The sequence below is a fragment of the Rhodopila globiformis genome (assembly GCF_002937115.1).
Lineage (GTDB): Bacteria > Pseudomonadota > Alphaproteobacteria > Acetobacterales > Acetobacteraceae > Rhodopila > Rhodopila globiformis.
Window position 1 is genome coordinate 20806 of sequence record NZ_NHRY01000277.1, and the last position, 26304, is coordinate 47109.

Genomic DNA, 26304 nt, shown 5'->3' on the forward strand with positions numbered 1-26304 from the left:
GCGCACAGGAACCCGTGGAGCGGAACGATCGGGATGATCCGATCGTTCGCGAAGATCCAGACGGGATACGCCCGCCTGGCATGGCCCCGGGGTTGCCCATTGGGCTGGGCTCACGCCGGAACCACCAGCACGGAACCCGACGATTTCCCAAGCGCCCGCATCTCCGGCACCGACGCCAGCACGGTCAGGCCGGTATCCATCTCCAGAGCTTCCGGCCGCAGGTAGATGGCGCGGAAGAAATGCGAGGCAAGGACCGAGCCGATGGACAGCAGCATGCTGACGACAAGCCCGGCGAGCAGGATCAGCCGCCGCGTCGGCTGCGGCAGCGCCGGCACGCGCGGTGGCTCGATCACCCGGATCGAGGATTGCTGGTTGGCTTCGACAGTCTCGACCACCTGCCGCTCGTCGAGGATCTTCGAGACAGCGCGGTAATTATCCTCCAGGATCGCGCGGTTGCGCTCCAGCTCATGCAGTTTCATTTCGTCCGCGTCCAGGCCGGCGACCTGCTTGTTCAGCGCCGCCAACTGGGCCGCGATCGCATCATGCCCGGCCAGGCTGGCCCGCAGGTCCGCCATGGTCTTGTTGCGGTCCGCCTGCACGCCGTACGCCTGGGTGGCCTGCATGCGGGCGATGTCGGTTTCCCGCTCCAGCATCTGGCGGCGGGCCTCGTCGACCGCGGGCGAGCCGCGGTAATGCGTCGCGGCATCCTCCTCACGCTGGTGATAGGCCCGCACCATGCTTTGCAGCGCCGCCGCCGCGTTCGCCCGGCCCTTCTTGCCGCCGGCGACGGTGTCAAGCTGCTGGTTGAGCTGCGTCAGCCGCGCCGTCTGCTCGGCAACCATGCTCTCCGACTTCGCCAGCGCGATCTCGAGCTCGCCCTGTTGCTTCAGCAGGATCTGCCTGCGCTCGCCGAAATTGCTGATGTCGTGCTGCTGCTTGAACGCCTGCAACGCGGCGTCCGCGGCGTCGAGCTGCTTGCCGATGGCGTCATGCTGCACCTGGACAATCGGCGCCTGCACGTCGCCGTACAGCTTCTTCCGGAGCTCGAGGTACTGAACCTCGAGCACGCGCAGCGCCTCGGCCGACAGGACCTTGTTCGGGTTGGTGAAATCCAGCCCGATGACGCTGGACTTCTTGTCCACCGTGACGGTCAGGTTGCGGGCGAACTGCTCGACGGCCCGCACCATCGGGTCGATCGCGCCCCCCTCGGTGGATTTGTCGGTGAGGCCCAGCGTATCCGTGATGAACTGCTTGACGTCCGTCTTCCACTTCTCGAACGCGGTCGGCTTCTGCACCAGTTTTGGATACAGCTTCGCGAGGCCGATTTCCCGGATGACGGTCCGGTGCAGGTCGTCGCTGCCAATGATGCTGGCTTCCGTGCGCAGCACCTGCTCCACATCGACGCCGCCGGTGTTCAGCATCTGCTGGCCGGCGGTGGAGCGGAAGGTATGTTCCGATCCCAGAAGCACCAGCAGGCTGGACTTCGCCTTGTAGTCGGGCGTTACCATCAGCGCGATCGCAATGCTCAGTGCCGTGACGCAGAAGAAAATCAGGAAGATCCGGCCCTTCTGCGTGAATACGGTCAGCAGCAGGTCGCGCATCACCAGGCGTGGTGGCAGGGCAAGAGATTCGTTCATGGTTTGAATCCGGCTAGTTTAACAGGTGACGGTCGCAGGCCGGCATGTTCGGCCGTTCGGCTTCGGCCCAGCGGCGGTGGCCGCGGAGCAGGCTGGGTAGCTGGCGCAGTTCTCGGGTAACCGGTCAGGGCGATCATGCAGGCCGTCATTAAGAACAGATCGGAGCCTTTGCGGCCAAGCGAATTAGCGGTCGAGTCGATCAGGATAGCCGCAAGCAGCAGAAGCCAGCCCAGCGGATGGTTCGCTCTCCGTCCCAGGTGGATGATGAACAACCCGAACGCGACCAGAAAGACGGCAAAGCCGATGATGCCGAGATTGAGGAACATCAGCAGCCAGAAATTCTCGATATCGGTGTTCTTCGCTGCGAGTCCGATCTGATATTTCAGTACTTCCTCACGGACGGGCGATACGCCAAACAGCACGTCTTTCAGGTTCAGATGGTTCAGCACCAGCCACTGCATGTTTCGGACTTCGGCGCTGTCATCCATATACATATGCGTCAGAGCACGTTCACCGATGTCGGTGCTGCTGACCAGCACGATCAGCAACGGCAGCAAGATCACGATCCCGGCGAACAATGCCCCGAGAAACCCCAGGCTCAGATCACGGCGCGCCAGGCCGCGCACCAACTGCACGACAGCGACCATAGTGACGAGGATTACCGTCGTCACCAGCGCCGCGCGGCCGCTGAAGCTCAGCAGGCCAATCAGCATGCTCGTGAACAGGGCGGCCTTCAGCAGCCCATTCATGCGCATGCGCAGCAGCAGGAATGTCGCCATCGACGTCATAAGCGCCCCACCCAGCGGGTGGCCGAACAGACCGGCGCCTCGGAAATCCGAGGCGTCATCGATAACTTGCTGCGCGGCGGCTTCCGCGTCATCGCTGACCTCATGCGGAATGAGGTGCGTTTGTGTGATCGTCTCGCCAACCGAAATGACGATGCTGACGAGGCACAAGGCAATGATCCACCAGGCCAGTATGCGCTTCTGACGATCACTGGCGTCTTCCATGGCGACGCATAGCATGGCGGCGGAAAGATAGCTCTCCACATAGACTGCCGCACCGCTGAAGCCGACATTGAGAATCGAGTAGAATGCACAGAACAGAATCAGCACGGCATAGGTCGCCAACGCCGGCTTGGTCCGGAACAGCCGTACGAGGCCGCTGCCGGCCGGGCGCGTCAGGAACAGCATCATGCAGCACGCGATCCCGACGAGGTAGGTTGCGGGATGCAGCTTGAACACCGGGTTGCCGCCGACGGTGGCATAGGGAATGCCCATCACATCCAGCGAGCGCCCGGACACGAGCAGATGCAGGATCACCGAGAACAGGGCGATGTTGAACGCCGCATTGCGGATCCGCGCATTACCGGCGGCGGAGCGGACGTCGGTCAACCGCACCGGCGCCAGCGTGCGCAAGGTCCGAATCATTGGCCGCTTCCGAAGTTGCGCAGGCCGCCGCGCATCTGGTCCTCGATCACCGCGGCGCCAAAGCCGATCGTCGCTTTGGCATAACGTTTCGTCAACCGCGCGGGTTCCTGCCGCACGCGCCAAAGCCATTCCAGGCCGGCGGACTGCCAACGCGACGACGCGCGCTGCACCAGGCCGAGTTCGATCTTCACCGCCTGGCCGACGCAGAACGCCCAGCAGGGGGGCAGCAGCGCCCGATTGGTGTCGACGAATATTTCGCTGCGCGGCGCGCCAACGGCCATCACCAGGACGGTCGTGCCATGCGCCGCGATCGCGCGCGCCATGGCGGCGCAAGCGGCGGCGTCACGTTCGAAGCCGAACGGCGGGATCGTGGTTTCGCAGGCATCCGCCAGCCCGTTGCTGGCCGCCCATGCGCGCACCGCCCGTGCGGTCGTTTCGGTGTCAACGACAAAGAAGAACCGCTGCCACGACGGGTAGGGCGCCAGCCGCATCAACTCGGCAGTGATCTCGCAGCCGGTGACGCGGGCACGACGCTCCCCGCACAGCCGCGCATAAAGCTGCACCGGCCAGCCGTCGCAGACAATGCGGGCGGCGTTGCGGTAAGCCCTGGCCATCGCGGTCGACCGCCGGATAATCGCGATATGGTCGATGTTCGGCGTGACCACCAGCGCCACGCCATGCGCCGGCTGGCGCCGATCGCAAATCGCCGCGTGGACGATTTCCCGCGCCGAGTCCGTGCTGAGGGTCAGGCCGAAGGGGCGCTTGCGGAAGGCCATGCTTACGCCGCCCAGGCCCGGTTGGGTGCCAGCGCGCTGAACAGCGCCACGTAACGGGATGCGCAGGCGGCATAGCTGTAGTCAAAGGCACGCTGCCGCAGAAATTCGGCAGGAAAACGTTCGCGCAATGTGGCAACCTGATTCATCGCTGCGGCCATGGTCTCCGGATTGTGTGGTTCCACCAGGACGCCGAAGCGTCCATCATCCAGGATTTCGGCCGGGCCATGTTCGCAGCGCGTGGATATGACGGGTGTCCCGCATCCCAGCGCCTCGACGATGACATTGCCGAACCCTTCGTAAAGGGAGCTCAGGAGGAACGCGTCGGCCTGGCGGAAGAAGGGCAGGACATTGCCGTGGAAGCCCTGGAAATCGACCACGGCGCCCAGGCCAAGCCGATCCACAAGGCACTTCAGCGCCGTCTCCATCGGGCCGGTGCCGAGGATGATCAGACGGCTGTCACAGCTCCGGCGATGGATCGCCAGGGCCTGCAGCATGGTTTCGTGGTCCTTCAGGGCAACCAGGCGTCCGGCGGTCACGAAGACCGGATGGCCGGGCTGGCCGAACCAGCGATGCTCGAGCGGCTCCTCGCAGCGCGCCCGAAAATCAGGCCCGATCACCGGATTGTTGATGGTTACCACACGCTCGCGCGGGATGGCGCCGACGGTCACCAGGTCATTCGCCACACCGGCCGAGACCGCAACAGCCCGTTCGATCAGTGGCCGAAGCAGCCGATAAGCCGTCCCAACGTAGCGGTACGTCCAGTCTGTCCCGAGGAACGGCCCTGCGGCGATCGGGTTGTGCTGGCAGATGACGATCCTGGTCCTGGAGAAGGCGAACGCCTTGGCCAGCAGCGCGGCGACATTGTTCAGATCGACGTTGGCGAGCAGAATGTCGGGCTGCTCGGCCCGCAGGAAACGCGCCAGCCGCGGCACGTCGTGCAGGGTTCGCGGGCTCGCGAGATCGATCACCCGCAGGCCGGCAGGCAGTTGGCACAGCAACGGGCCGCGCAGGCGATGCACCACCAGCGTGATGTCGGCGCCACGCTGGCGGAATTCCTCCGCAATAATCAGGCTTTGCCGCTCGACCCCACCACCCGAGAGGTCGTGCATGTAGATCGCGACGGAGATTGCGCGCGGCGCGCCCGGCACGACCGGACTGATGCCCGCAAGAGTCTTGTCGGCTGAAGTCAGAACCCATCCGGACATGGTCAACCTAACCTTGCTCTGAACAACAACCGGGACGCCCGGGCGGCAAGCTTGTGCAGCAGCGCGCCACGATCCAGCACGTAGCGCTTCCCATCCACCCAGAACTGCTCCCCATCGTGGGTCAGCGTATGCAGTCCGTGCGGGAATGGGCCGGCCTTGTCCGGCCGCAGAACCGTTACCAGCGCCTCCTGGAATTCCGTTTCGCTCAACGCCAGGATCTCGTGTACGGCGACGGCCGCGCCATAGGTGGCGGCACAATCCTGGCCTGGCCGAAACAACCTGCCGTTGACGTCGAACAGCATGCCGGCGCAGCGTGCGCCACGCACGTCGATCTTCACCGGCCAGCGGGCGTGCGGCACCCAGGGGCCGGTCAGCGCCTCGGCGTGCAGCAGGCACAGATTATCGTGCTCGCCCAGGTCAAGGTCGGTGCAGCCAAGCCAGTAGCGGCCGTTCCAACGGAACAAGGTGGGATCGGCAAGCCGGGAATGCGGTGCCACGTCACAAACCGGGGCCAGGCTGCCGTCGTCAGCCAGGCGGTGGATGCGGGTGGCGCCGCGCTGCGGCGCTTCGGGGACGCAATACACCGTGTCGCCTTCAAGGAAAGTGCACGGATAGGAATGGTGATGCCCGTCATCCAGAATGACGGCTTGCTCCGACAGCCCGACGCCAGATTGCGAAACAGCAATGATCCGGCCAACCCCTTCGGATGTCGGCATGTCCTCGCACAGGATGCGGTTGGTTCCCGGCCACGGGAACGGGTCCGCGAGGTAGCTGCGGCCCGGGGCCGGCGCATACCACCGGATATCTTTCAGGCCGCTGCCGTCGAATACGGCCTGCATCGGAACGGACGTGCTGCCGAGGCTCCACCACTCCGTCATGAACCGGCTGTGCCAGCGCTGGCCCAAATGATCCAGCCAACCGGGCAGGCCGTGGGCGCGCGGCACCGGCGGGACACAGGCCGGCCCGCGCGCGCGTCCCAGTGCGGCGTCGCGGACGAAGCGCATCGCCAGGCGATCGACCGCGGCAAGGAACGCCGCACGCGATCCGCGGGTACCGATGGTGCCTTCATCAAGAACGTCGGGCGTCGCGCTGCCGGATGCGTACTGGACCAGCCGCACCGTCAGGGCATAGGGACGCCGATGCCAGTACCGGTGCAGCAAGGCCGCGTGGTCGAGACTGTCGCCATTTGCCGTTTCCAGGCGCCACAGCAACGCATCGCACGGCGCGGAACAACCGGGCTCCAGCCGCAGTACCACCGCCTCACACAGGGCCGTGTCCGTCAACGCGGCATCGACGATTTCGGATGTATCAATACCGGCGAGGACGACGACCATGGGTGATCTGCGCATCTGGGGCAGGAGGGTCACGTTGGCTCAACGCCTGGGCATGGCGGGGACAATTTTCATTTCAACTCCGGCCGAGCCAACGCGGCAGGATGGTTCTCTCCCGGTTCAGCACGACGCCCACTGTTTGTCCGCCGAGACGTTCCAGCAGCGCCTTGGCATTTTCGATTTCCCACTGCCTGGTGCGCCCGGCGGCGACGACCAGGACGGAACCGTCGCAATAGCGCGAGACCGCCGCCGCCTCCGGTGCCTCGGTCGGCGGCGTATCCAGGACGATGACCGGATGGCTGGCGCGCAGCATATCGAGCATCGATTGCAGACGGTCGCCGCCCAGCGCCAGCAACGGACGCTCGCCGGGGCCCAGCTTCGCCCACATCAGGTTCTTGGCGTCGCGCGCGGGCACGATGGCGTCGGCCAGCGGGAGGCCCCGGCGCAGGGCATCGAACAGTGTCGGCCGGTCCGCGTTCGGCCCGTGCCCACGGGATTTCATAGGCACGCCGTTGCAGTCGACGTACAGCACGGGCTGCGCGCAGTCGTCCGCCGCGACGCGGGCATAGCCCGACGCCACGGTGCTTGCCCCGGTTTCCGACGTCGGTGAAGTGAACTGCACGACCAGCGGCATGGCGCTGGTCCGTCTCGCCTCGATGGCGTAATAAAGCTGCACGAAGGACGGGTGATGCCGGGATATCGCGCCGATGCCGATCCGCACCGGCGCGAGCGCCTGCTCGTCGTTCGATCCGGTCGCGGGCGCCGCTTTACGAAGGATCGTCAGCTCGGGGGTCGATAGCCTGTTCACGAGGGCATCTCCAAAATCACAGACCCGGCTTCAATCGAAATGACCGCCGCCAGACATGACATTTTGCCGGTGGTTAGGGCCGCCAAAGTATGGGGTATTGCACAATTGGCGAAATCAAAACGCATTGTCATCGGCAAAAACCAGCCTGACGGTCTGCCACAAAATCTTGATGTCAAGACCAAGCGACCAGTTCTCGATATAGTACAAGTCATGGTTGACGCGATGAACGATCTTCTCGACGCTGTCCAATGCGCCGCGGTGCCCATTGACCTGTGCCCAACCGGTTATTCCAGGCTTTACACGGTGACGTGAGGAATAGATCGGTACTGCCTCTTCCAGAGCCAGGCCGCCCGCCGTGGTCGCCAGCGCATGCGGACGCGGTCCGACCAGCGACATGTCGCCCTTCAGCACATTGATCAATTGAGGCAGTTCATCAAGGCTGGTCCGCCGCAGCCATGCGCCCAGGGGAGTCACTCGCTTGTCGCCTCGGAATGCCTGCTGCCTGGCATCCGCATCCGACAGATGCGTGTACATCGAGCGGAACTTCAAGACCTCGATGACATGGTTGTTATAGCCGACACGCCGCTGCCGGAAGAACACCGGTCCTTTCGAGGTCGATTTCACTCCGATGGCGATCGCCAGCATGACCGGCGAAATGAAGGTCAGAAGCCCGAGGGACAGCACGATGTCCTCGGCCCGCTTGAGGCTGCCGCGCCAGCCGTTGATCGGCCGGTTGCACGCCATCAGCAGCGGCAGGTCGAACGGCGCGCCGGTCCGGTGCAGCGGCATGTCCAGCGACTTCATGCCGGCATAGATATAGACGTCGATCGGCGCCAGGGAGATGCGCCGGACGATTGCCTGCGCGGTGTCGCCGGCCGCCCACGGCAGCGCGACCAGGACCGTGTCGACCGCATCCTGGCGGATCATCCGCTCCAGCGCGTCGATGCCGCTGAACGCCGGCAGGCCGCGGAAGCTGCGCCGCGCCTTGCACGCCTGGGTGCCGGCAGCGCCGTGCTCGACCACGCCGATGATGTCGAAGGCGCGTTGGTGACCGGTGCCGATGCGCATCAGCAGATCATGGACGCAGTCATGCTCGCCGATGATCACCGTCCGGTTCAGCGTTGCCGGGCCGCCGTGGGCCCGGATGCGCAGGAGGCGGGCTGCCAGCAGCGGGAAGATCCCCGCTGCCAGCAATGTCGGCACGAACGGGCCGGCCAGCATGGCGATCATGCCGCTCAGAGCCGGCAGGCCGACGTCGTTTGCCGCCGAGGCCAGGCAGAACGTCAGCAACGTGCCGGTCGCGACCGCCTGCACCCAGGCCAGAACCAGCTTGCGCGCGTGCAGTTGGCGGCTCATGACCGCCTCGGCGGTGTAGAGGCCCCGCTCGAAGAAGCTCAGGATCGTGCACAAGATCAGGCAGGCCATTGCCACAATGGCCGATGGGACGCGCACGCCGTGCAACGGATTGAAGAGCCCGTAGCAAAACGCAGCCATGCACACCGTGACGATGGCGTCTTGCAGGATCAGGGCCAATGCGCGGACCGCAAGCCGGGGACGGGGTGGGAACAGATGTCCCGGTTCGTCGGTGGCGCCAGGCAGAGGCTCAGTCGGGGCGGCGATATCCAAAGCCATATCCGGTTCGGCCACACCTGGCATCAGCCTGTTCCTGTTGCTGTTGACTCGTGATAGCCATTACGAGCCCGCATAGTTTAACGGGCCGGCGGCGTCGTGCCGCGGCTTAAATTTTTTATAGGATCACGCAGTTGAGAAGCGTCTGAAACCTGGCCAAGGACAGTACCCTGCGGCTCGGCCGGACGGGCAGCCCAATCGACGCCGGCAAATTAACCCGGCTTGAACGGGGAGCGAAACCAAACTCTGCGTGTACGACATCAGGGTGGAATGTTCCGAGACACTTTCGATCTGCTGTCCGCCATCGATCAGAATCCGGCGGAATGTGGCGAAACAGTGGCGGCAATTAAAGCTTCTGCGGAAGAAATTGCCGCTCGTTACCGAATCCGGCTGTCTTTTGCGCAACTCCGCCGCGCTGCGCAAGCACGAAAATGCCGGCGTAATCTCCAAACGACACCAAAACAAATCGATGTCGGCCGCAATTAGTCCGGTCCCCGTTCTGTTCCAGGCTCCGCTATAGCCGATACAATCACGCCTTGGTTCCACCACCGTCCTGGCCGCCGCCGTCCTGGCCGCTAAGGAATGTCAGCAACAGATCAATGACCCGGCCGTGCTGTTCCTGCTGAACCCAGTGCCCCGCCCCATCCAACAAATGACAGCCACGCACGTCCCTGCCGGCACGGTTCTGCATCCGCTCGATTGCGCCAGGCGCCTGATAAACGCCCCAGTCACAAACACCCGCAATGAACATTAAGGGGATGTCGATGGTACGACCATGAAAAACCTGCAACTCCTGATGGCCAATACCCTGAGTGCGGCATCGGTACCACTGTAAACCGCCCTGAAAGCCGGTACGGTTGTATTCATCACTGTAAACACGCAACTCGTGATCCGGCAGCCAGGTACAGGCCGCCTCCGCAGGTGGCATCTCGGCCGCCACGGTCTGCGCCATGTCCTGTTCAAGGTCCATGATGTAATAAGTGGGCATGCGCGCCAGTTCAGATGCGGTCCATGCTGCCAGCCGGATCGGCCGGTTGCCGGGCCAGTCGGCACTCTTGTAATGGTAGTAGGCCCGCAGAAAGGCATGCACGCCCTGCCGGCAGCGCATCATGTCGTCGTTGGCCAGCCGTGTCGAATAGTACCATTGGTAATGCTTGCGCGGACGGTCGAGTGCCGCCAGGGCCTGGTGGATCGTCTCGGTACCGGGTTGAGGCGAATCGAGGCCGGGCGGCCCGGGAAACGGCGCGCTCATGAGTGTGACGCTGCGGAAGATATCCGGGCGCAGCAGCGCGCACCAGGCGGCAACCGCGGCGCCGAAATCATGTCCCACGACGGCTGCGACGGAGGTGCGGCCAAGGGCCGCGACCAGCCCGACCATGTCGCGGACAAGATTGAAGATACGAAACGATGCCAGGTCCCCGTCATAGTCCGGGTCCCAGCCGCTGGTGCGGCCATAACCGCGCTGGTCCGGGGCCACCACGTAATAGCCGGCCTGTGCCAGGGCCGGCATCACTTTGCGCCACGAGTAGGCGAGTTCCGGAAATCCGTGCAGCAGCAGCACGCACCGCTGCCCGGGCCGATCCATGCCGGCCTCGAGCACGTGCATGGTCAGGCCGTTCACGTTCTGTATGAAGCGGGATCTCATGCCCGCCGGAAGCAGGCCGGCGTCCAGTGGCGCAATCATGCCGGGTTCGCGCTCTCAGTTGGCTGATGCCTCAATTGGCAGATGGCTTGGTCGGCTGGTGCCTCGATTGGTCGATGCCTCAATTGGCCGGTGCCGTGGTAACGTCTGGCTATATACGCCTCGACTTGCTCATCAGTTCGATCACAGACAAGCGCCTCGCGGTTTCGTTCCACAAAGTGACGCGCACATTCCAGCCGGCAATCAAGGGTGCAACAACATGACCTGCGCGCGCCGGACGGATGATCCTGCCGGCAGTTTCGATGAGGAATGAGACGATTCCATGACTGGACCGACCCTTCATCACAATCAAGGGAAGAAAAACCGCATGACGGCTTCGTTATCGGCGGCGCGCGTCATAGCGTAATGAATTCATGGCGATCAATCCAGGGCGGCGAAATTCCGCAGCGGCCCCTGACGCCGGGCCAGAATGCACAGGCGCACACCGGGCGCCTGCCGCCGCGTCCAGTGCGTCCGATGCGCCCGCGCTTGCCCCGACGCGTTCGCGCAGGCCATGCGGGCGCCAATGCAGACCCTCTAGTGCTGACCCTCCGGCATCCGCACGACCAGGCCATCCAGCGCCTCGGTCACCTTGATCTGGCAGGACAGCCGCGAATCCGGCTGGGTCACCGCGGCGAAACTCAGCATGCTGGCCTCCTGCGAGCCAACCGGCGGCAGGCCGGTTTTGTCGAGCCAGGCGGCATCGACGTAGACATGGCAGGTGGCGCAGGCGCATTCACCGCCGCAGTCGGCGTCGATCCCGGGAATGTTGTTCTCGACGGCTCCCTGCATCACCGACTTGCCAACCGGAACCTCAACCACGTGCTCGGTTCCATTATGTTCAACGTACGTTATGCTTGGCATGGCGTTTCCCTTCCTGGCCGCCACCAGTCTAAGCGGCGAGTTCCTGCATCGAAACTGACATATCCTCTATGCGCCTGCGGCTGAGGCGCTTGCCGCGCGCGATGATGCGCCGCCCGCCCATGAACTCGGTCGAGGCATTCACCGCCTCGACCGCCCGCACCGTGCCGTCCGCCGCCAGGTGGAACAGCGCGAATTTCGCGCCCGGGATGTCGCCGCGCACCACGGTCTCGGTGGCGTCGAACGGCAGGCCGGCGATCTGCAGGCGCAGGTCGTACTGGTCGGACCAGAACCACGGCACCTCCGGCGCCGGCGGCGGCTTGCCGCAGATCTGGCTGGCCGCTTGCCTGGCCTGCTCCAGTGCGTTCGGCACGCTTTCCAGGCGCGCCATGCGACCATAGAGCGGCAGCGGGCGGTTGGTGCAATCGCCGACGGCGAAGATCGCCGGATCGTCTGTGCGGGCGGCAAGGTCCACAATGATGCCGTTGTCGCAGCCGAGGCCCGCATCCCGCGCCAGAGCCTCGTTCGCCACCACGCCCACGCCGATCAGGGTGGCGTCGCACGGGATCACGCGCCCGTCGCCCAGGCGCACGCCGGCCACGGTGCCGTCCGCCGCGTCCAGTTCGATCACCTGCGCGTCGGTTTCGATCGCGACGCCCTGGCCGCGGTGGTAGTCCTGGAAGAAGTTCGACAGGATCGGGCCGGCGACGCGGGCCAGCACGCGGCTCTCCCGCTCGATGACGACCACCTCCGCGCCCAGCGCGCGCGCCGAGGCCGCCGCTTCCAGCCCGATATAGCCGCCGCCGATGACCGCCAGGCGCGCGTCCGGATGCAGCACGGCCTTCAATTGATCCGCGTCGGCGACCGTCCGCAGTTCCAGCACGCGGCCCAGGTCGCGGCCGGGCAGGGGCAGGCGCCGGGCACGGGCGCCGAGCGCCAGGATCAGGAAGTCGTACGACAGGGCCGCGCCATCCGACAGCGTGACCGCCTTCGCCGCGCGATCGATCGCAGTCACCCGCGTGCCAGGCCTCAGGTCGATGCCGGCGTCCGGATAGAAGTGCGCCGGGCGCAGCAGCAGGCTTTCCGTCGTGGCCTCGCCTTTCAGCCACGCCTTCGACAGCGGCGGCCGCTGGTAGGGCGGGATCGGCTCCTCCCCGACCAGGGTGATCGCGCCCTGCCAGCCAAGCTGGCGCAGCATGGCGGCGGCGGACCCGCCAGCGTGTCCCGCCCCGGCGATGACGACATGTCGGCTGTCCTGGCTCAACGCTCCGCTCCCGTTTTCTGCTGTGCCGATAGGAGCAGCGGACGCGCGAATCGGCAAGCCGGTGGGAGCCGGGGTTGCCGGGGCGGCTTGGAAAACAGAAAACAAGTTTATACCAGATGCCGTGTGAAGAAAGTTATTCTTATTTCAATTCAGCTATTGCGCATTTGGGCAAAAATATCCTCTTATCACGCCCACACCGGTTTTCCTGACCTTCAAATCCGAAAGAATCAGCTCATGCTGCAGTCTCATGTCATCGACGTTGATGGCGCTTTCGTCGGCGCCGCCGTACGGCTGGACAAGGGCTATCGCTTCATCGCTACCGACATGAAGCTGGACGACCTGGATGGATCGATCTGGCCGACATTGGCGGATGTCCAGCGGCTGGCACGCCGCGTCTACCTTGGCGGCCGCCTGGCCACGTCCCGCACACATTAATAGAGTGGGGCCCAGGGCTGTCAGACTCCGCGCCTACAGCAGACCGCAGGTCGGTTGGGACACTGAGGCCCCCTGTCCTCATCGTCATGGCCCGGCTCGTCCGGGCCACCTATCGCGGCACATGTGCTGGAACAGGTGGCCCGGACGAGCCGGGCCATGACGATGAGGGAGCGCCGTCGCCCTGTCTCAAGCGACCTGCGGCCTGCTGTAGTCCCGGATTGCGCCCAGCACCGATGCCGGACGAGACCCCAGCGCCTCCGGCGTCCAGGCTTGGCGCATCGTGAACAGCGCGACCAGCGCGGCCGCATCCTGGTCGCGGTCCAGCGCGACGGCCGCGGCGACGTGCCCGTCCTTGACGTAGTAGGCGATGAATTCCGGCTTCTCCAGGTCGCCGTGCACGACGACGTCGTCCCAGTCCTCGGCATGGCCAATGGTGTCCAGCCGCTTCAGGTACTGGATCGTCCAGAACACCGGCACGGCCTCGTACCGCACGGCGCGGCCCAGCATGGCGAGTGCCGCCACGCGGCCGTGCTGCTCGGCGACGCGCCAGTGTTCGACGCGTATCGGCGGGCCGTCGCCGCGCAGCGGGAAGCGGGCAACGTCACCCCCGGCGAACAGCCCGTCGGCGACGCGCAGGGAGGCGTCGACGGTCAGGCTGCCGTCCTGGTTGCGATCGACCCCGTGCAGGAAATCCGTCACCGGCCGTATGCCGAAGCCGATGACGACGAAATCCGCCTCCAGCCGTTCGCCGGAGGCCAGGACGACGGTCCCGCCGTCCTCGATCGCCGCCGCTTCCTGTCCGAACCGGAACGCGACGCCGTGCCTCTCGTGCAGCCTGGTGAAGACGCCGCCGATGCGCGCGCCCAGTTGCTTTTCGAACGGCGCCTGCTGCTGCGCCACCACGGTGATGTCCAGGCCGCGTTCCCGCAGGCTGGCCGCCACCTCCATGCCGATGAAGCTGGCGCCCAGCACCACCGCGCGTTCGCTGCGCTCGGCTCGCGCCAGGATCGCCTCGGCGTCGGCGCGGTTCCGCAGCAGGAACACGTCCGGCCCGTCGGCGCCGGGCAGGGAAGGCCGCTTCGGCGCGCCGCCGGTGGCGACAAACGCGGCATCGTAGCGCAGCACGCGCCCGTCGGCGCAGGTGATGCGGCGCTCGGCGGCATCGAGCCGGGTGACCTCGGCCGTCAGCCGCTCGATCCCGAGCCGGCGATAGAACGACTGCGCCTGCAGCGGCGATTTTTCCCCTCCCTGCTGGCCCGAGAGGACGTACTTGCTCAGCAGGGTGCGGTCGTACGGCACCCGGTTCTCGCGGTCCAGGATGACGATCCGGCCGGCAAATCCCTCCTCCCGCAGGGTCTGCGCCGCCAGCGCGCCGGCGCCGCCGCCGCCGATGATGGCGAAGCAGCGCGAATCGGCCGCGGCCGGCGCTTCCGGCGCCTGTGCGGGAGCACTCAACAGAATACGGTCGTTTTCGACCCGCGCGGCGAAGCGCTGCAGGCCGTCAACCGCCGGCGGCTCCAGCAGCGCGCCGGTGCGGACGCAGAACGTGGCCTTGTGCCACGGGCAGATGATCCGGCCGGCATGGTAGACCCCCTGCGCCAGGGGCCCGCCGGCGTGCGGGCAGGTGGCGGCAACGGCATGAACCGTGTCCCCCTCGCGAACCAGGAGCACCGGCGTGCCGTCGGCCTCCACCTGGCGAACGGTCTGGTCCTGCCATCCGCTGAACGACCCGGCATCATGGCCGCGTTGAGGCATGACGTATCCCCCGCTGTGTCCGGAAGGGATAAGCGTGGCGACAAGCGTCGGTTCACCGTGTGTTGCAACTCGTGATGACAGGGCCGGGCATGGGAACCCGGGCAAGGCTCGCCCGTTGCTGGCGGAACCTTTCTGGAGAACGCCATGTCATCGGAACCCGCATTATCCCCGGACCGGCGCAGCCTGTTGTTCTGGACGACGATGATGGCCGGCGCGGCGAGCCTTGGGGCATCCCCGGCACGGGCGCAGCCGGACGGGCATTCCGGGCCGCAGGAGATCGGCGGCCTGCGCAAGGGCATGTTCAGCTTCATGTTGGCGCATGAGCAGTTCCCGGTCACGGAACTGGTGCAGCTTGGCGCCCTGGCCTCGAAGTCGGGCTTCCAGGTGCTGTCCACCAGCGATCATTTCCAACCGTGGCAGGCGAACGAGGGCCATGTCGGCCAGGCCTGGGTCACGCTGGGCGCGCTGGGCGGGCAGTCGCACAGCTGGATGGGCACGACCGTGACCTGCCCGACCCTGCGCTATAATCCCGCCGTCGTGGCCGAGGCGTTCGCCACGCTCGACCAGCTCTATCCGGGCCGCATCTTCCTGGGCGTCGGCTCCGGCGAGGCGCTGAACGAAGAGGCTGCGACCGGCGCCTGGCCGAAATGGCCGGAGCGGTGGGAGCGGCTGATCGAGGCGATCGCCGTCATCCGGCAGCTCTGGACCGGCGAGCACGTCTCGTTCAAGGGCAAGTATTATACGGTCGACGCGAAGCTGTACGATGCCCCGGCGAAGCCGATTCCGCTGCTGACGGCGGCGAACGGGAAGAAGTCCATGCGCCTGGCCGGCCAGCACGGCGACGGCCTGATCAGCGATCCGGTCAGCTGGAAGAAATGGAAGTCCGAATGGGAAGCGGGCGCCCGCGAGGCCGGCAAGAACCCGGCGGACATGCCGGTGCTGATCGAGCACTACGCCGTCGTCGGCGGCCAGGAAGCGGCGAAACAGGCCGCCGAGCTATGGCGCTTTGGGCCGAAGGCGTGGCATTCGCTGTTCGACGTGCCCAGCCCGGCCGCGATCCAGCAGCAGGCCGAGCAGCAGGTTCCGATCGAACAGGTACTGAAATCCTGGGCCGTCGGCACCGATCCCGAGGTGCACATCAACGCCGTCAAGGAGCTGTTCGACAGCGGTGCCACCATCGTCAACATCCACTCCGGCCAACCGGACCAGAGGAAGGTGATTGAATTCTATGCCTCCCACGTCCTGCCGAAGTTCAGGCAGCCAGCGTAACGGAGAGCCACTGTGCGCGTCACGAGAACGTTCGCCGCCCAGACCATCCCCGGTGGTCCTGGCCCGGACCTGCCCGAACCGACGACACCGCCGGGTCCCGACATCCCGCCGCCGGCGCCGGACACGCCTTTGCCCGGGCCAGGGCCTGACATTCCGCCGGCGTCGCCGCCGGGGCCGGGAGAGATCCCGTCGCCAGGCTTCTGAAACGGCCGGGCGTGTCCCAATGCGTATCAGGATAAGGCGGTGGCTGGAGAACGGCCTTTCCCTGATCGTCATGGCCCGGCTTGTCCGGACCACCTATTCCAGCACGTGTGCCGCGACAGGTGGCCCGGACAAGCCGGGCCATGACGAGGGAGAAACGGCACGCGCCGCCGAACCTTTCTCCAGTCGCCAGCTTATCCTGATACGTATGGGGCGTGTCCCGGCCATCCACCCCCGCCGTGTGCGGCCACGATCGGTTCAAACCGGATAGCCTGCGTGACCGGACAGAACTGCCGGAACCGCAGAAGGAACATTAGTGTTCATCTGTGTTTCCCCCTTATCCCGGAGAACAGACAACCGCGCTGCATCCCGGTCGGCACGCCGGCGCCCGGTTCGTGCCGCGCTGAGAGTGCCGGATTCTGGAAACACAGATGAGCACGGATGCACACAGATGAGGTCGGTGCGACTACACCCGGCGTGCCACCAGGCCGGCGCCGCCGGAGCGAGGCATTGATCGCCGATGTGTCGCCGGCGGCATGATCCACTGACGCCGATTGGTCGGCCGGAACCGGTCAATGGATCAGGCCGCTGGCATAGGCAGGCACAAGGCGGGAGCCCGTTTCAGCACGAGACAGGGGGCGGGGGACGCATAAGGGCAGGGCTGTTCCCCTTGCTTTCGGGGCGGCGTTTCATCGCCTGGCTCGTTCACACCCTTTAGTGGTCCTTCGCGGTTTCCGTGTTGAAAGCGGTAGCCAATCCAAACCCCGCCGCTTCGGATGCCCGCCCACCACTGTGCACCGATTCACATCGCCGCCACGGGCATGGCCTCAGGATACGCGACTGCGGCCACAGCCGGCCGCAACCAACCGTGGAGGCAAAATGAACGCTCGCTCATCAAAGGACGTGCAGCCTGGAGTCAGGCTGACCGAGGCTGAACTGGACGCAGTGTCAGGCGGCCTGAACCCGCAGCCGCTGCCTCCCGGCCTCCGGGAGGAGTCTTTTCAGGCGTCACGGGACGCGCCTGTGAACCCCGATCCCGTGCCGTGGTGAGAGCATAGCCTCGGGGCGTCGGCAGGCATGCCGGCGCCCTTCCAACTGCCAGCATCGCGAATCTCAGCGAGCGGAACGGCTCCGGCGTCTCCAGAAGGCACATAAGGGCAGGCGTCCGCGGCCTCCACCCCGCCTAATGATAGCCGCTGTCGTAACCCGGCGGCGGCCTGTAGTCGTAGCCCTGCGGCGGCGGGGGCGGTGGCTGTCCGCGATCGTAGCCGGGCGGCGGAGGCGGCGGCGGGTGCCGATGATAGTCCACGACGACGCAGCCGGTCAGCCCAAGCAACGCAACCGCCATCAGGCCAGTGCCCGCGAGCCGCATGCAAGACTCCTTTCCATCTCCCCCCGCGCCCAGGTCTGGCATCCCGCCGCGCGCAGCGAGACGTTCAACGCCGTGCCGGGCAGGAAAGTTCCACCTCCGGCGCCCGTTGTTGCCGCCGGGCACCGGTTCGCCGTGCCGCCGGGGCAGAGGATACGTCAATCCGTCTCGTCCTGAACCCGCCGCACCAGGATCTCCCGCTTGCCGACATGGTTCGCCGGCCCGACGATGCCTTCCTTCTCCATCTGCTCGATCAGCTTCGCCGCTTTGTTGTAGCCGATGTTCAGGTGCCGCTGGATGAACGAGGTCGATGCCTTGCCCTCCCGCGCCACCACGTCCACCGCCTGGTCGAACAGGCTCTTGTCGCTGTCGCCGCCGCCGGAAATGCCGCCCACGCCCGACTCGGAGTCGCCGGACCCATCCAGCGCCTCGGTCACCTCGTCCAGGTAGACCGGCTCGCCCTGCTCGCGCAGGAACGCCACCACCTTCTCGACCTCGCCATCCGAGACGAACGGCCCGTGCACGCGGGTGATGCGGCCACCGCCCTGCATGTACAGCATGTCGCCCATGCCCAGCAGCTGCTCCGCCCCCTGCTCGCCCAGGATAGTGCGGCTGTCGAACTTGCTGATCACCTGGAAGCTGATGCGGGTCGGGAAGTTGGCCTTGATGGTGCCGGTGATCACGTCCACCGACGGCCGCTGCGTCGCCATGATCACGTGGATGCCGGCGGCGCGCGCCATCTGCGCCAGGCGCTGCACCGCCTGCTCGATCTCCTTGCCGGCGACCATCATCAGGTCGGCCATCTCGTCCACCACCACGACGATGAACGGCAGCGGCTCCAGCGCCAGCGGCTGCTCCTCGTGAGTCGGACGGCCGGTGTCGGGGTCGAAGCCGGTCTGCACCTTGCGGGTCAGCACCTCGCCTCGGGCGTGGGCGTCGGCGACCCGTTCGTTGAAGCCGCCGATGTTGCGCACGCCCAGTTGGCTCATGGCGCGGTAGCGGCGCTCCATCTCCCGCACCACCCACTTCAGCGCCATTACCGCCTTGGCCGGCTCGGTCACGACCGGCGCCATCAAGTGCGGGATGCCTTCATAGGTGGACAGTTCCAGCATCTTCGGATCGATCAGGATCAGCCGGCACTGGTCGGGCGACATGCGGTACAGCAGCGACAGGATCATCGCGTTGACGCCCACCGACTTGCCCGAGCCGGTGGTGCCGGCGATCATCAGGTGCGGCATGCGGGCCAGATCGGCGAAGATCGCCCGGCCGCTGATGTCCTTGCCCAGCGCCAGGGACAGGCGGCTCTGGTTGCGCTGGTAGTCCTCGCTGCCGAGGATCTCGCTCAGGAACACCGTCTCGCGCTTGCTGTTCGGCACCTCGATGCCGATGACGTTGCGGCCCGGGACGGTGGCGATGCGCACCGCGGTGACCGACAGGCTGCGCGCCACGTCGTCCGCCAGGCCGATGACGCGGGCGCTGCGGATGCCGGGGGCGGGCACCAGCTCATACAGCGTGACCACCGGGCCGGGGCGGATCTCGACGATCTCGCCCTGCACGCCGTAGTCGGACAGCACGGTTTCCAGCAGCCGGGCGTTGGCCTGCAGCGCCTCCTCGCTCGGACCGCTGGTGGCGCGGGCCGGCGGCTCCTTCAGCAGGCTCAGGGGCGGAAATTGCCAGGTGCCCTCGCCCAGCGGCAGGCTGGACTGCAGCGCCTTGCGCGGCGGCGGCGCCGGCGGTTTGACGCTGCGGACCGGCGGAATGGCGAATTCGGTGATCTGGACGGGCTCGGCCGGCGGCGCCACCCGGGGCTGCGGCGGCGGTTCGACGCTGCGCTCGGGCTGGCGCACCACGGGGCGCGGCCGCGCGGGTGGCTCCTCGGGTTCCTCCGGTTCGTCCTCCGGTTCCAGGCCCGGGCCACGGTTGACCAGATGGACCAGCCAGCCCGACGCGCTGCTCATGCCATCCACCGCGCCGCGCCCGCCGGAGACCGAATAGCGCGCCGCGACTCCGATGACCCGCCCGGCGCCGCGCCAGTCCGACCAGGACAGCCCCAGCGACATCAGCCCCAGCAGGACCGCGAGCGCCGTGCCGAGCAGCCAGATACAGGCTTGGCCGACCAGACCGAACAGCGAGTCGCCGGCGTGAAGCCCGGCGGCGCCGACGATCTGCCCGATGGAGCCGCCGAGCCCCGCCATCACCGGCCAGTGGGTTCCATGCGGCATCGGGATCGTGGCCAGCACGGCCGCCAGCAGCGGCATGCCGATCAGCAGGGCGATCAGCCGCAGGGTGAAGCTGCTCAGGCCCCGCCGGGAGGCGAGGCGCCAGCACCAGGTCAGCATCGCCAGCCCCGGCAGGACGCCGACGATGCCGAACCCCTGCAGCAGGAAGTCCGCCAGGATCGCCCCGCCCGGTCCGGCCAGGTTGTGGACATGGCGCGAGGTCGCGGTGTTCAGCGACGGGTCGCGCGGGTCATAGGTCGCCAGGGCGACCAGCACCGCCAGCCCCAGCAGGCCCAGCAGCAGCCCGCCGAACTCCGCCGCGCGCTGGCTCATCAACGCTTTCATGGCGGGGGAGGCGATGCGTCGGGGTTCCATCGTGGGGGATCGCGCGGCCATGAATGCGGTGCACCTATATCTGCGAGTCTTGCAACAGAGCATGAACTATAACCGCGAAGGTACTGATTAATGAAGCCCGATCGGCAAACGCGTCGTTGCCTGCGCATTGACTCTTCCGTGTGCCGCGGCGCGTGCTAAAAGCCCATCTTCCACCGCGACCGGCTGCATCTCCGGTTACACCAACGCAACCACTACGAACGGGAAGGGAAATGGTCATGGATGCGACCACAGGGTCAGTTTTGCCGGCGCCGCGGCTGCTCGCGAACGCTTTACGGTTTCTGGCGATCGACGCCGTGGAACAGGCGAAGTCGGGACACCCCGGCGCGCCGATGGGCATGGCGGACATCGCCGAGGTGCTGTGGCGCCGCCATATGCGGCACAATCCGGCGGATCCGGCCTGGCCGAACCGCGACCGGTTCGTGCTGTCGAACGGCCACGGCTCCATGCTGCTGTATGCGCTGCTGCACCTCACCGGCTACGACCTGCCGCTGGACCAGTTGAAGCAGTTCCGCCAGCTTCATTCGAAGACGCCGGGCCATCCCGAATACGGCATGACGCCGGGCGTGGAGACGACCACCGGCCCGCTGGGCCAGGGTATCGCCACCGCCGTCGGCATGGCGCTGGCCGAGCAGCAGCTTGCCCACGCCTTCAACCGGCCGGGGCACACCATCGTCGATCACTGGACCTATGTGTTCATGGGCGACGGCTGCATGATGGAAGGCATCTCGCACGAGGCCTGCTCCTTCGCCGGCACGCAGGGGCTGGAGAAGCTGGTCGCCTTCTATGACGACAACGGCATTTCCATCGATGGCCACGTCGAGGGCTGGTTCCGCGACGACACCGCGAAGCGGTTCGAGGCGTACGGCTGGCGGGTGATCACCGGCGTCGACGGCCATGACAGCGAAGCGGTCGCCGCCGCGGTGGCCGAGGCGAAGAACCCCGTCGGCAAGCCGACGCTGATCATGTGCAAGACCGTCATCGGCTGGGGCGCGCCCAAGCTGGCCGGCACGCACGACTCGCACGGCGCCCCGCTCGGCGCGGCCGAAGTCGCCGCGACCCGCGAAGCGCTCGGCTGGAACAACCCACCGTTCGAGGTTCCGTCCGACGTCCGCGCCGCCTGGGACGCCCGCGCCATCGGCGCCCAGCGCCAAGCCGAGTGGGAAGAGGAATTCTCCGCCTATGCCAAGGCGTTCCCGGCCGAGGCGGCGGAGTTCCGCCGTCGCGTCGCCGGCACGCTGCCGGCGGATTTCGCCGCCAGGGCGGACGCGGCGATGGTCGCGGCGGCGGCGGTGACCGATCCGGTGGCGACGCGGAAATCCTCGCAGAACGCGATCAACGCGTTCGCGCCGTTCATGCCGGAATTCCTCGGCGGCTCGGCCGACCTGACCGGGTCGAACCTGACCAACTGGAAGGGCTGCGTCAGCATCGAGTACGGCAAGCCCGGCAACTACCTGCACTACGGCGTGCGCGAGTTCGGCATGTCGGCGGTGATGAACGGCATCGCGCTGCATGGCGGGTTCGTGCCGTTCGGCGGCACCTTCCTGGTGTTCGCCGACTACGCCCGCAACGCCATCCGGCTGTCGGCGCTGATGCACCTGCGGACGATCTTCGTGCTGACGCACGACAGCATCGGCCTGGGCGAGGACGGGCCGACGCACCAGCCGGTCGAGCACGCGGCGTCTCTGCGGCTGATCCCGAACCTGGATGTCTGGCGGCCGTGCGACAACCTGGAGACCGCGGTCGCCTGGCGGGTTGCCATCGAGCGCGCGGACGGCCCCAGCGCATTCCTGCTGTCGCGGCAGAATCTGCCGCAGTATGGCGGCGGGCTGGAGCGCGCGGCGCAGATCGCGAAGGGCGGCTACGTCCTGGCCGATTGCGACGGCAAGCCGGATGTCGTGCTGATCGCCACCGGCTCCGAGGTCGGGATCACCGTCGCGGCGCGCGACCTGCTGGCGGCGAAGGGCGTGAAGGCGCGGGTGGTGTCGATGCCCTCGACCACCGTGTTCGATCGCCAGGATGCGGCGTGGCGCGACTCGGTGCTGCCGCCGGGCGTCCGCCGGGTGGCGGTGGAAGCGGGCAGCACGATGTCCTGGTACAAGTACGTCGGCCTGGACGGCGCGGTGGTCGGCATGGACCGCTTCGGCGAGTCGGCCCCCGGCGGCACGCTGATGAAGTACTTCGGCTTCACCGCCGAGCATGTGGCGGAGGTGGCGGGGTAGGACCGCTTCCCTCGATCACGCCCTGTTCGACGTCACCGGCGGCGAACAGGGCGTGTCCCGGACGTCGTCTCTGCCCCCGCCGGATCACTCGAACAGATCGGCGTGTGTCCCGGCCCGGACGAACACGACCATCGCGGCGCCGGTGAGCCGGTAGATCAACAGGAAGTCGCCGCCCGATGTGGCACTCCCGGTGGTCCGCCCAGTTGCCGGTCGGTGCGTGGTCGCGCCATGCGGGTGGTAGTGGGCCATCATTGGCGATCAGCAGCATCATGGCTTCCTTGAGCTGCCGCATGTTGTATCGGCCCGAATGTGTCAGCCGCTTCCAGTCCTTCAGGAATGCCGCGGTGTAATCCGAGGCGCGCGGGGGACTTGCCCGCTTGCCGTCACTCTCCTTTGGAGAGCGCATCGAACAGCGCCTCCGGGGTTTCGTAGCGCGCCTGGCCCAGCGTGCGGGCCTCCTCCATCGCGGCCCGTGTCGCCGCGTTCGGAACCTTGATGGCGAACGGGATCGCCTGCTCGATCGCCACCCGGTGCAGGAACAGGCGCACGGCCTCGGAAACGGACAGGCCCATCAGTTCCAGAGCCGCGGACGCCCGCGCCTTGATCTCCTCATCCACCCGTACGTGGAGCATCTCCGTGGCCATGAGGGCCTCCTGTGAAACCGCCGCGCATCTTGTATCTCAAATGAGATACAGCAGCAATTGCTGGCTTCAACGAGAGCGAGCATTGGGCGAAAAACTCTACCCTACCGGACCGGGGCGCCGCTCCGCTCGCTGATCCGATCGGCGCGCGGGTGCGCGGAACGAGGACGTCTCTCTATCGTCATGGCCGGGCGTATCCCCTGGCTTTCAGGATGGAGCAAGGTCTTCTCCCTCACCGTCATGGCCGGGCGTGTCCCGGCCATCCACCCCTCGCCGTCGAAGCGCAGATGGCCGGGACACGCCCGGCCATGACGGTGAGAGAACGGGCCGCGCCCGCTTCCGGTCATCGCGGCGCCGGCGCCGCCCCGGCGCTCAACCCCGCCACCTCGGCCAATATCTCGAACGACCGCTTCCGCGCCTCGTGGTCGAAGATCTGCGCCGTCACCATCAGCTCATCCGCCCCGGTTGACGCCGCGAACGCCGCCAGCCCCGGCCGCACCGTCTCCGGCGATCCCACCACCGAGCACGCCAGCGCATCGTCCAGCAGCGCCCGCCCGTAGGTATCGATCCGGCTCTCCATATCCTCCACCGGCGCCGGCAGCTTGCCCGGGCGGCCGCGGCGCAGGTTCAGGAACGCCTGCTGCAATGACGAGAACAACCGCCGCGCCTCGGCGTCGGTGTCCGCCGCGAACACGTTCACCCCCAGCATGACATGCGGCTTCGCCAGGCGCTCCGACGGCCGGAACCGCTCGCGGTAGAGCGCCATTGCCTCCCGCATCATCCCCGGCGCGAAATGCGAGGCGAACGCATACGGCAGCCCCAGGATCGCCGCCAGCTGCGCCCCGAAGGTGCTGGAGCCGAGGATCCAGATCTCCACCTCCTCCCCGGCGCCAGGCACTGCCTGCAGCCGCTGGCCGGCCACCGTGGGCCGGAAATACTCGATCAGTTCCACCACATCGCGCGGGAACTGGTTCTCGTCCGCCGCCAGGTTGCGCCGCATCGCGTGGGCGGCGATCTGGTCGGTGCCGGGGGCGCGGCCCAGGCCGAGGTCGATCCGCCCGGGATGCAGCGCCGCCAGCGTGCCGAACTGCTCGGCGATGATCAGCGGCGCATGGTTCGGCAGCATGATGCCGCCGGCGCCGATGCGGATCGTCTCGGTCGCCACCGCCACGTGCGCCAGCGCCACCGCCGTCGCCGCGCTGGCGATGCCGGGCATGTTGTGGTGCTCGGCCATCCAGAACCGGGCATAGCCCAGCGCCTCGGCATGACGGGCAAGGTCCACCGAGTTGCGCAACGCCTGGCCGGTGCTGCTGCCTTCGGGAACGGGCGAAAGATCGAGGACGGACAAAGGGACCATGCGCACCATATAGGGCAGGACCCGCCCAGCACGAAGGTTTCCGCATGTCCGTCCGCATCCCGTTCGACAACAGCTACGCCCGCCTGCCGGATCGCTTCTACGCCCGCCTCGACCCAACGCCGGTCGAGGCGCCGCGCCTGGTGAAGCTGAACGCCGGCCTCGCCGCGGAACTGGGCATCGATCCGGACGAGCTGGCCAGCCCGGATGGCGTCGCTGTCCTGGCCGGCAGCCAGGTGCCGCCGGGCGCCGAGCCGATGGCGCTGGCCTATGCCGGGCACCAGTTCGGCTATTTCGTGCCGCAGCTCGGCGATGGCCGCGCCTGCCTGCTGGGCGAGGTCGTCGGGCGCGACGGCATCCGCCGCGACATCCAGCTCAAGGGCTCCGGGCAGACGCCGTTTTCCCGCGCCGGAGACGGACGGGCGGCGCTGGGGCCGGTGCTGCGTGAATACCTGATCAGCGAGGCCATGGCGGCACTGGGCATCAGGACCACCCGCACGCTGGCCGCGGTGACGACGGGGGAGTCTGTGTGGCGGGAGACACGGCTGCCCGGCGCGGTGCTGACCCGCGTCGCCGCCAGCCACATCCGCGTCGGCACCTTCCAGTATTTCGCCGCGCGCGGCGACGCCGAGGCGGTGCGGATGCTGGCCGACTACGCCATCGCCCGGCACTACCCGGATGCCGCCCGGGCGGACAACCGGTATCTGGCGTTCCTCGATGCCGTCGTCGCGGCCCAGGCCGATCTGGTGGCGCGCTGGCTGGCGGTGGGGTTCATCCATGGGGTGATGAACACCGACAACTGCTCGATCACCGGCGAGACGATCGACTACGGCCCGTGCGCCTTCATGGACGCTTATGACCCGGCGACGGTGTTCAGCTCGATCGACCATGCCGGGCGCTACGCCTACGGCAACCAGCCGCGCATCGCGCAGTGGAACCTGGCACGCCTGGCCGAGACCCTGTTGCCGCTGCTGGGCGATGGCGAGGCCGCGGCGCTGGAGGCGGCGAAGGACTCCCTGACGGCGTTCGCCCCGCGCTTCCAGGACGCCTACCTCGCCGGCCTGCGCCGGAAGATCGGCCTGGCCACGGCGCGGGAGGGCGACGAGGCGCTGGTGCAGGATTTCCTGACCCGCCTGGCCGAGGACGGCGTCGATTTCACCCTGGCGTTCCGCGCCCTGGCCGACGCCATGCAGGACGATGCCGCATTGGTGGCACTGTTCGCCGACAGGGCCGCGCTCGACGCCTGGCTCGCGCGATGGCGGTCACGGCTGGCCGCAGAGCCCGGGGCGCCAGAGACGGCACGGGCCTTGATGCAGGCGGCAAACCCGGCGTTCATCCCCCGCAACCATCTGGTGGAGGCCGCCCTGGCAGCCGCCGTGGAGCATCAGGACTACGGACCGTTCGAAACGCTGCTGAGCGTGCTGTCGCGCCCCTGGCACGACGACCCGGCCCTGGCGGCCTACGCCCGTGCCCCGCGGGAGGAGGAGCGTGTGCAGCAGACCTTCTGCGGCACATAGGGCAACACCAGCCTCGGCCGCGATCCAACCCGGCATCGCTCGCGGCCTGCGAACCATGGCGTTTCCGGCGAGCGTGGAAGCTGTCGGGCGCTGTCAGCCTGTTGTGCCAGCGGCCTGGACCGGTGACCCCTCTCGCCTCGCGCCGCCACGATCGGTTCATGCGGCACGGTCGGCGTGACCGGACCGAGCCGCCGGAACCACAGACCATCTGTGTGCATCTGTGTTTCCCCTTATTTCGTAGAATGGACAAACCGCGCCGCATCCCGGCCCGAGCGCCCGCGGTTGTTCCATGCCGTGCCGAGAGAGC

General features: G+C 67.0%; 21 protein-coding genes. 5 read left to right on the forward strand and 16 right to left on the reverse strand.

Annotation, left to right across the window (positions count from 1 at the left end; translation table 11 throughout):
* Positions 1-110: 110 nt before the first annotated feature.
* From CCS01_RS32140 to CCS01_RS32170, 7 genes are all read right to left on the reverse strand, one after another.
* Positions 111-1637: a GumC family protein gene (locus tag CCS01_RS32140; protein WP_104523351.1), complete on the reverse strand. Its 1527-nt coding sequence runs from the start codon at positions 1635-1637 to the stop codon at positions 111-113.
* The gene (locus CCS01_RS32145) at positions 1634-3067 is read right to left on the reverse strand and encodes a VpsF family polysaccharide biosynthesis protein (RefSeq protein ID WP_104523353.1); all 1434 of its coding nucleotides are present in this window, start codon (positions 3065-3067) and stop codon (positions 1634-1636) included. Before CCS01_RS32145 ends, CCS01_RS32140 begins: the two co-directional genes overlap by 4 nt.
* A complete protein-coding gene (locus CCS01_RS32150) occupies positions 3064-3843 on the reverse strand; it encodes a WecB/TagA/CpsF family glycosyltransferase (protein ID WP_104523355.1) in 780 nt (259 codons plus the stop codon). Before CCS01_RS32150 ends, CCS01_RS32145 begins: the two co-directional genes overlap by 4 nt.
* Before the next feature lie 2 nt (positions 3844-3845).
* Positions 3846-5048, reverse strand: a complete 1203-nt coding sequence (locus tag CCS01_RS32155; protein ID WP_104523357.1) for a glycosyltransferase — start codon at positions 5046-5048, stop codon at positions 3846-3848.
* Positions 5049-5050: 2 nt separating this feature from the next.
* On the reverse strand, positions 5051-6382 hold the full coding sequence (locus CCS01_RS32160) for a glucosamine inositolphosphorylceramide transferase family protein (RefSeq protein ID WP_104523359.1): 1332 nt from the start codon (positions 6380-6382) through the stop codon (positions 5051-5053).
* A 73-nt stretch (positions 6383-6455) separates the two neighbouring features.
* Positions 6456-7187: a P-loop NTPase family protein gene (locus CCS01_RS32165; protein ID WP_104523361.1), complete on the reverse strand. Its 732-nt coding sequence runs from the start codon at positions 7185-7187 to the stop codon at positions 6456-6458.
* A 114-nt stretch (positions 7188-7301) separates the two neighbouring features.
* A complete protein-coding gene (locus tag CCS01_RS32170) occupies positions 7302-8843 on the reverse strand; it encodes an exopolysaccharide biosynthesis polyprenyl glycosylphosphotransferase (protein WP_104523363.1) in 1542 nt (513 codons plus the stop codon).
* Positions 8844-9086: 243 nt separating this feature from the next.
* On the opposite strand from CCS01_RS32170, the gene CCS01_RS33385 reads away from it, so the two are divergent.
* A complete protein-coding gene (locus CCS01_RS33385; protein ID WP_146102069.1) occupies positions 9087-9302 on the forward strand; it encodes a hypothetical protein in 216 nt (71 codons plus the stop codon).
* Positions 9303-9345: 43 nt separating this feature from the next.
* Here CCS01_RS33385 and CCS01_RS32175 read toward each other — a convergent pair whose 3' ends face one another.
* The 3 genes from CCS01_RS32175 to CCS01_RS32185 form a co-directional block, all read right to left on the reverse strand.
* Positions 9346-10500 (reverse strand): alpha/beta fold hydrolase, encoded by a 1155-nt coding sequence (locus CCS01_RS32175; RefSeq protein WP_104523365.1) that lies wholly within the window; start codon positions 10498-10500, stop codon positions 9346-9348.
* 534 nt (positions 10501-11034) lie between these two features.
* Positions 11035-11361 carry a 2Fe-2S iron-sulfur cluster-binding protein gene (locus CCS01_RS32180; protein WP_104523367.1) on the reverse strand — a complete coding sequence of 109 codons (327 nt, stop codon included), beginning with the start codon at positions 11359-11361 and terminating at the stop codon, positions 11035-11037.
* Positions 11362-11389: 28 nt separating this feature from the next.
* Positions 11390-12622 carry an NAD(P)/FAD-dependent oxidoreductase gene (locus tag CCS01_RS32185; RefSeq protein ID WP_104523369.1) on the reverse strand — a complete coding sequence of 411 codons (1233 nt, stop codon included), beginning with the start codon at positions 12620-12622 and terminating at the stop codon, positions 11390-11392.
* A gap of 234 nt (positions 12623-12856) precedes the next feature.
* On the opposite strand from CCS01_RS32185, the gene CCS01_RS32190 reads away from it, so the two are divergent.
* Positions 12857-13057 (forward strand): hypothetical protein, encoded by a 201-nt coding sequence (locus CCS01_RS32190; protein WP_104523371.1) that lies wholly within the window; start codon positions 12857-12859, stop codon positions 13055-13057.
* A gap of 186 nt (positions 13058-13243) precedes the next feature.
* On the opposite strand, the gene CCS01_RS32195 is transcribed toward CCS01_RS32190, so the two are convergent.
* A complete protein-coding gene (locus tag CCS01_RS32195) occupies positions 13244-14812 on the reverse strand; it encodes an FAD-dependent oxidoreductase (protein WP_104523373.1) in 1569 nt (522 codons plus the stop codon).
* 144 nt (positions 14813-14956) lie between these two features.
* On the opposite strand from CCS01_RS32195, the gene CCS01_RS32200 reads away from it, so the two are divergent.
* Positions 14957-16081: a TIGR03557 family F420-dependent LLM class oxidoreductase gene (locus CCS01_RS32200; RefSeq protein WP_104523375.1), complete on the forward strand. Its 1125-nt coding sequence runs from the start codon at positions 14957-14959 to the stop codon at positions 16079-16081.
* A 1384-nt stretch (positions 16082-17465) separates the two neighbouring features.
* On the opposite strand, the gene CCS01_RS32210 is transcribed toward CCS01_RS32200, so the two are convergent.
* Complete coding sequence (locus tag CCS01_RS32210) at positions 17466-17654, reverse strand: hypothetical protein (RefSeq protein ID WP_104523377.1); 189 nt, start codon at positions 17652-17654, stop codon at positions 17466-17468.
* Between the two features lie 155 nt (positions 17655-17809).
* Entirely contained in the window at positions 17810-20203 is a 2394-nt protein-coding gene (locus CCS01_RS32215) for a DNA translocase FtsK (RefSeq protein ID WP_239992480.1), read from the reverse strand.
* Positions 20204-20481: 278 nt separating this feature from the next.
* On the opposite strand from CCS01_RS32215, the gene tkt reads away from it, so the two are divergent.
* The gene (gene tkt / locus CCS01_RS32220; RefSeq protein WP_146102070.1) at positions 20482-22485 is read left to right on the forward strand and encodes a transketolase; all 2004 of its coding nucleotides are present in this window, start codon (positions 20482-20484) and stop codon (positions 22483-22485) included.
* Here tkt and CCS01_RS36290 read toward each other — a convergent pair.
* The 3 genes from CCS01_RS36290 to CCS01_RS32235 all read right to left on the reverse strand — a co-directional run bounded on the left by CCS01_RS36290 (position 22451) and on the right by CCS01_RS32235 (position 24483).
* Positions 22451-22891, reverse strand: a complete 441-nt coding sequence (locus CCS01_RS36290; RefSeq protein ID WP_204848500.1) for a type II toxin-antitoxin system YafQ family toxin — start codon at positions 22889-22891, stop codon at positions 22451-22453. The genes tkt and CCS01_RS36290 overlap by 35 nt on opposite strands.
* A complete protein-coding gene (locus CCS01_RS32230) occupies positions 22869-23129 on the reverse strand; it encodes a type II toxin-antitoxin system RelB/DinJ family antitoxin (protein WP_204848501.1) in 261 nt (86 codons plus the stop codon). Before CCS01_RS32230 ends, CCS01_RS36290 begins: the two co-directional genes overlap by 23 nt.
* Positions 23130-23469: 340 nt before the next feature.
* Positions 23470-24483: an LLM class flavin-dependent oxidoreductase gene (locus CCS01_RS32235; RefSeq protein WP_104523430.1), complete on the reverse strand. Its 1014-nt coding sequence runs from the start codon at positions 24481-24483 to the stop codon at positions 23470-23472.
* Between the two features lie 44 nt (positions 24484-24527).
* Between CCS01_RS32235 and CCS01_RS32240 the strand changes: the two genes are divergently transcribed.
* The gene (locus tag CCS01_RS32240; RefSeq protein WP_104523383.1) at positions 24528-25997 is read left to right on the forward strand and encodes a protein adenylyltransferase SelO; all 1470 of its coding nucleotides are present in this window, start codon (positions 24528-24530) and stop codon (positions 25995-25997) included.
* Positions 25998-26304: the final 307 nt, after the last annotated feature.

What these genes read in the sequence shown, in the direction of transcription:
- CCS01_RS32140 (WP_104523351.1), bottom strand. Translation starts at nt 1,637, where the DNA reads ATGAACGAATCTCTTGCCCTGCCACCACGCCTGGTGATGCGCGACCTG.
- CCS01_RS32145 (WP_104523353.1), bottom strand. Translation starts at nt 3,067, where the DNA reads ATGATTCGGACCTTGCGCACGCTGGCGCCGGTGCGGTTGACCGACGTC.
- CCS01_RS32150 (WP_104523355.1), bottom strand. Translation starts at nt 3,843, where the DNA reads ATGGCCTTCCGCAAGCGCCCCTTCGGCCTGACCCTCAGCACGGACTCG.
- CCS01_RS32155 (WP_104523357.1), bottom strand. Translation starts at nt 5,048, where the DNA reads ATGTCCGGATGGGTTCTGACTTCAGCCGACAAGACTCTTGCGGGCATC.
- CCS01_RS32160 (WP_104523359.1), bottom strand. Translation starts at nt 6,382, where the DNA reads ATGGTCGTCGTCCTCGCCGGTATTGATACATCCGAAATCGTCGATGCC.
- CCS01_RS32170 (WP_104523363.1), bottom strand. Translation starts at nt 8,843, where the DNA reads ATGCCAGGTGTGGCCGAACCGGATATGGCTTTGGATATCGCCGCCCCG.
- CCS01_RS33385 (WP_146102069.1), top strand. Translation starts at nt 9,087, where the DNA reads ATGTTCCGAGACACTTTCGATCTGCTGTCCGCCATCGATCAGAATCCG.
- CCS01_RS32175 (WP_104523365.1), bottom strand. Translation starts at nt 10,500, where the DNA reads ATGATTGCGCCACTGGACGCCGGCCTGCTTCCGGCGGGCATGAGATCC.
- CCS01_RS32180 (WP_104523367.1), bottom strand. Translation starts at nt 11,361, where the DNA reads ATGCCAAGCATAACGTACGTTGAACATAATGGAACCGAGCACGTGGTT.
- CCS01_RS32190 (WP_104523371.1), top strand. Translation starts at nt 12,857, where the DNA reads ATGCTGCAGTCTCATGTCATCGACGTTGATGGCGCTTTCGTCGGCGCC.
- CCS01_RS32195 (WP_104523373.1), bottom strand. Translation starts at nt 14,812, where the DNA reads ATGCCTCAACGCGGCCATGATGCCGGGTCGTTCAGCGGATGGCAGGAC.
- CCS01_RS32200 (WP_104523375.1), top strand. Translation starts at nt 14,957, where the DNA reads ATGTCATCGGAACCCGCATTATCCCCGGACCGGCGCAGCCTGTTGTTC.
- CCS01_RS32210 (WP_104523377.1), bottom strand. Translation starts at nt 17,654, where the DNA reads ATGCGGCTCGCGGGCACTGGCCTGATGGCGGTTGCGTTGCTTGGGCTG.
- CCS01_RS32215 (WP_239992480.1), bottom strand. Translation starts at nt 20,203, where the DNA reads ATGAGCCAGCGCGCGGCGGAGTTCGGCGGGCTGCTGCTGGGCCTGCTG.
- tkt (WP_146102070.1), top strand. Translation starts at nt 20,482, where the DNA reads ATGGATGCGACCACAGGGTCAGTTTTGCCGGCGCCGCGGCTGCTCGCG.
- CCS01_RS36290 (WP_204848500.1), bottom strand. Translation starts at nt 22,891, where the DNA reads ATGCGCTCTCCAAAGGAGAGTGACGGCAAGCGGGCAAGTCCCCCGCGC.
- CCS01_RS32230 (WP_204848501.1), bottom strand. Translation starts at nt 23,129, where the DNA reads ATGGCCACGGAGATGCTCCACGTACGGGTGGATGAGGAGATCAAGGCG.
- CCS01_RS32235 (WP_104523430.1), bottom strand. Translation starts at nt 24,483, where the DNA reads ATGGTCCCTTTGTCCGTCCTCGATCTTTCGCCCGTTCCCGAAGGCAGC.
- CCS01_RS32240 (WP_104523383.1), top strand. Translation starts at nt 24,528, where the DNA reads ATGTCCGTCCGCATCCCGTTCGACAACAGCTACGCCCGCCTGCCGGAT.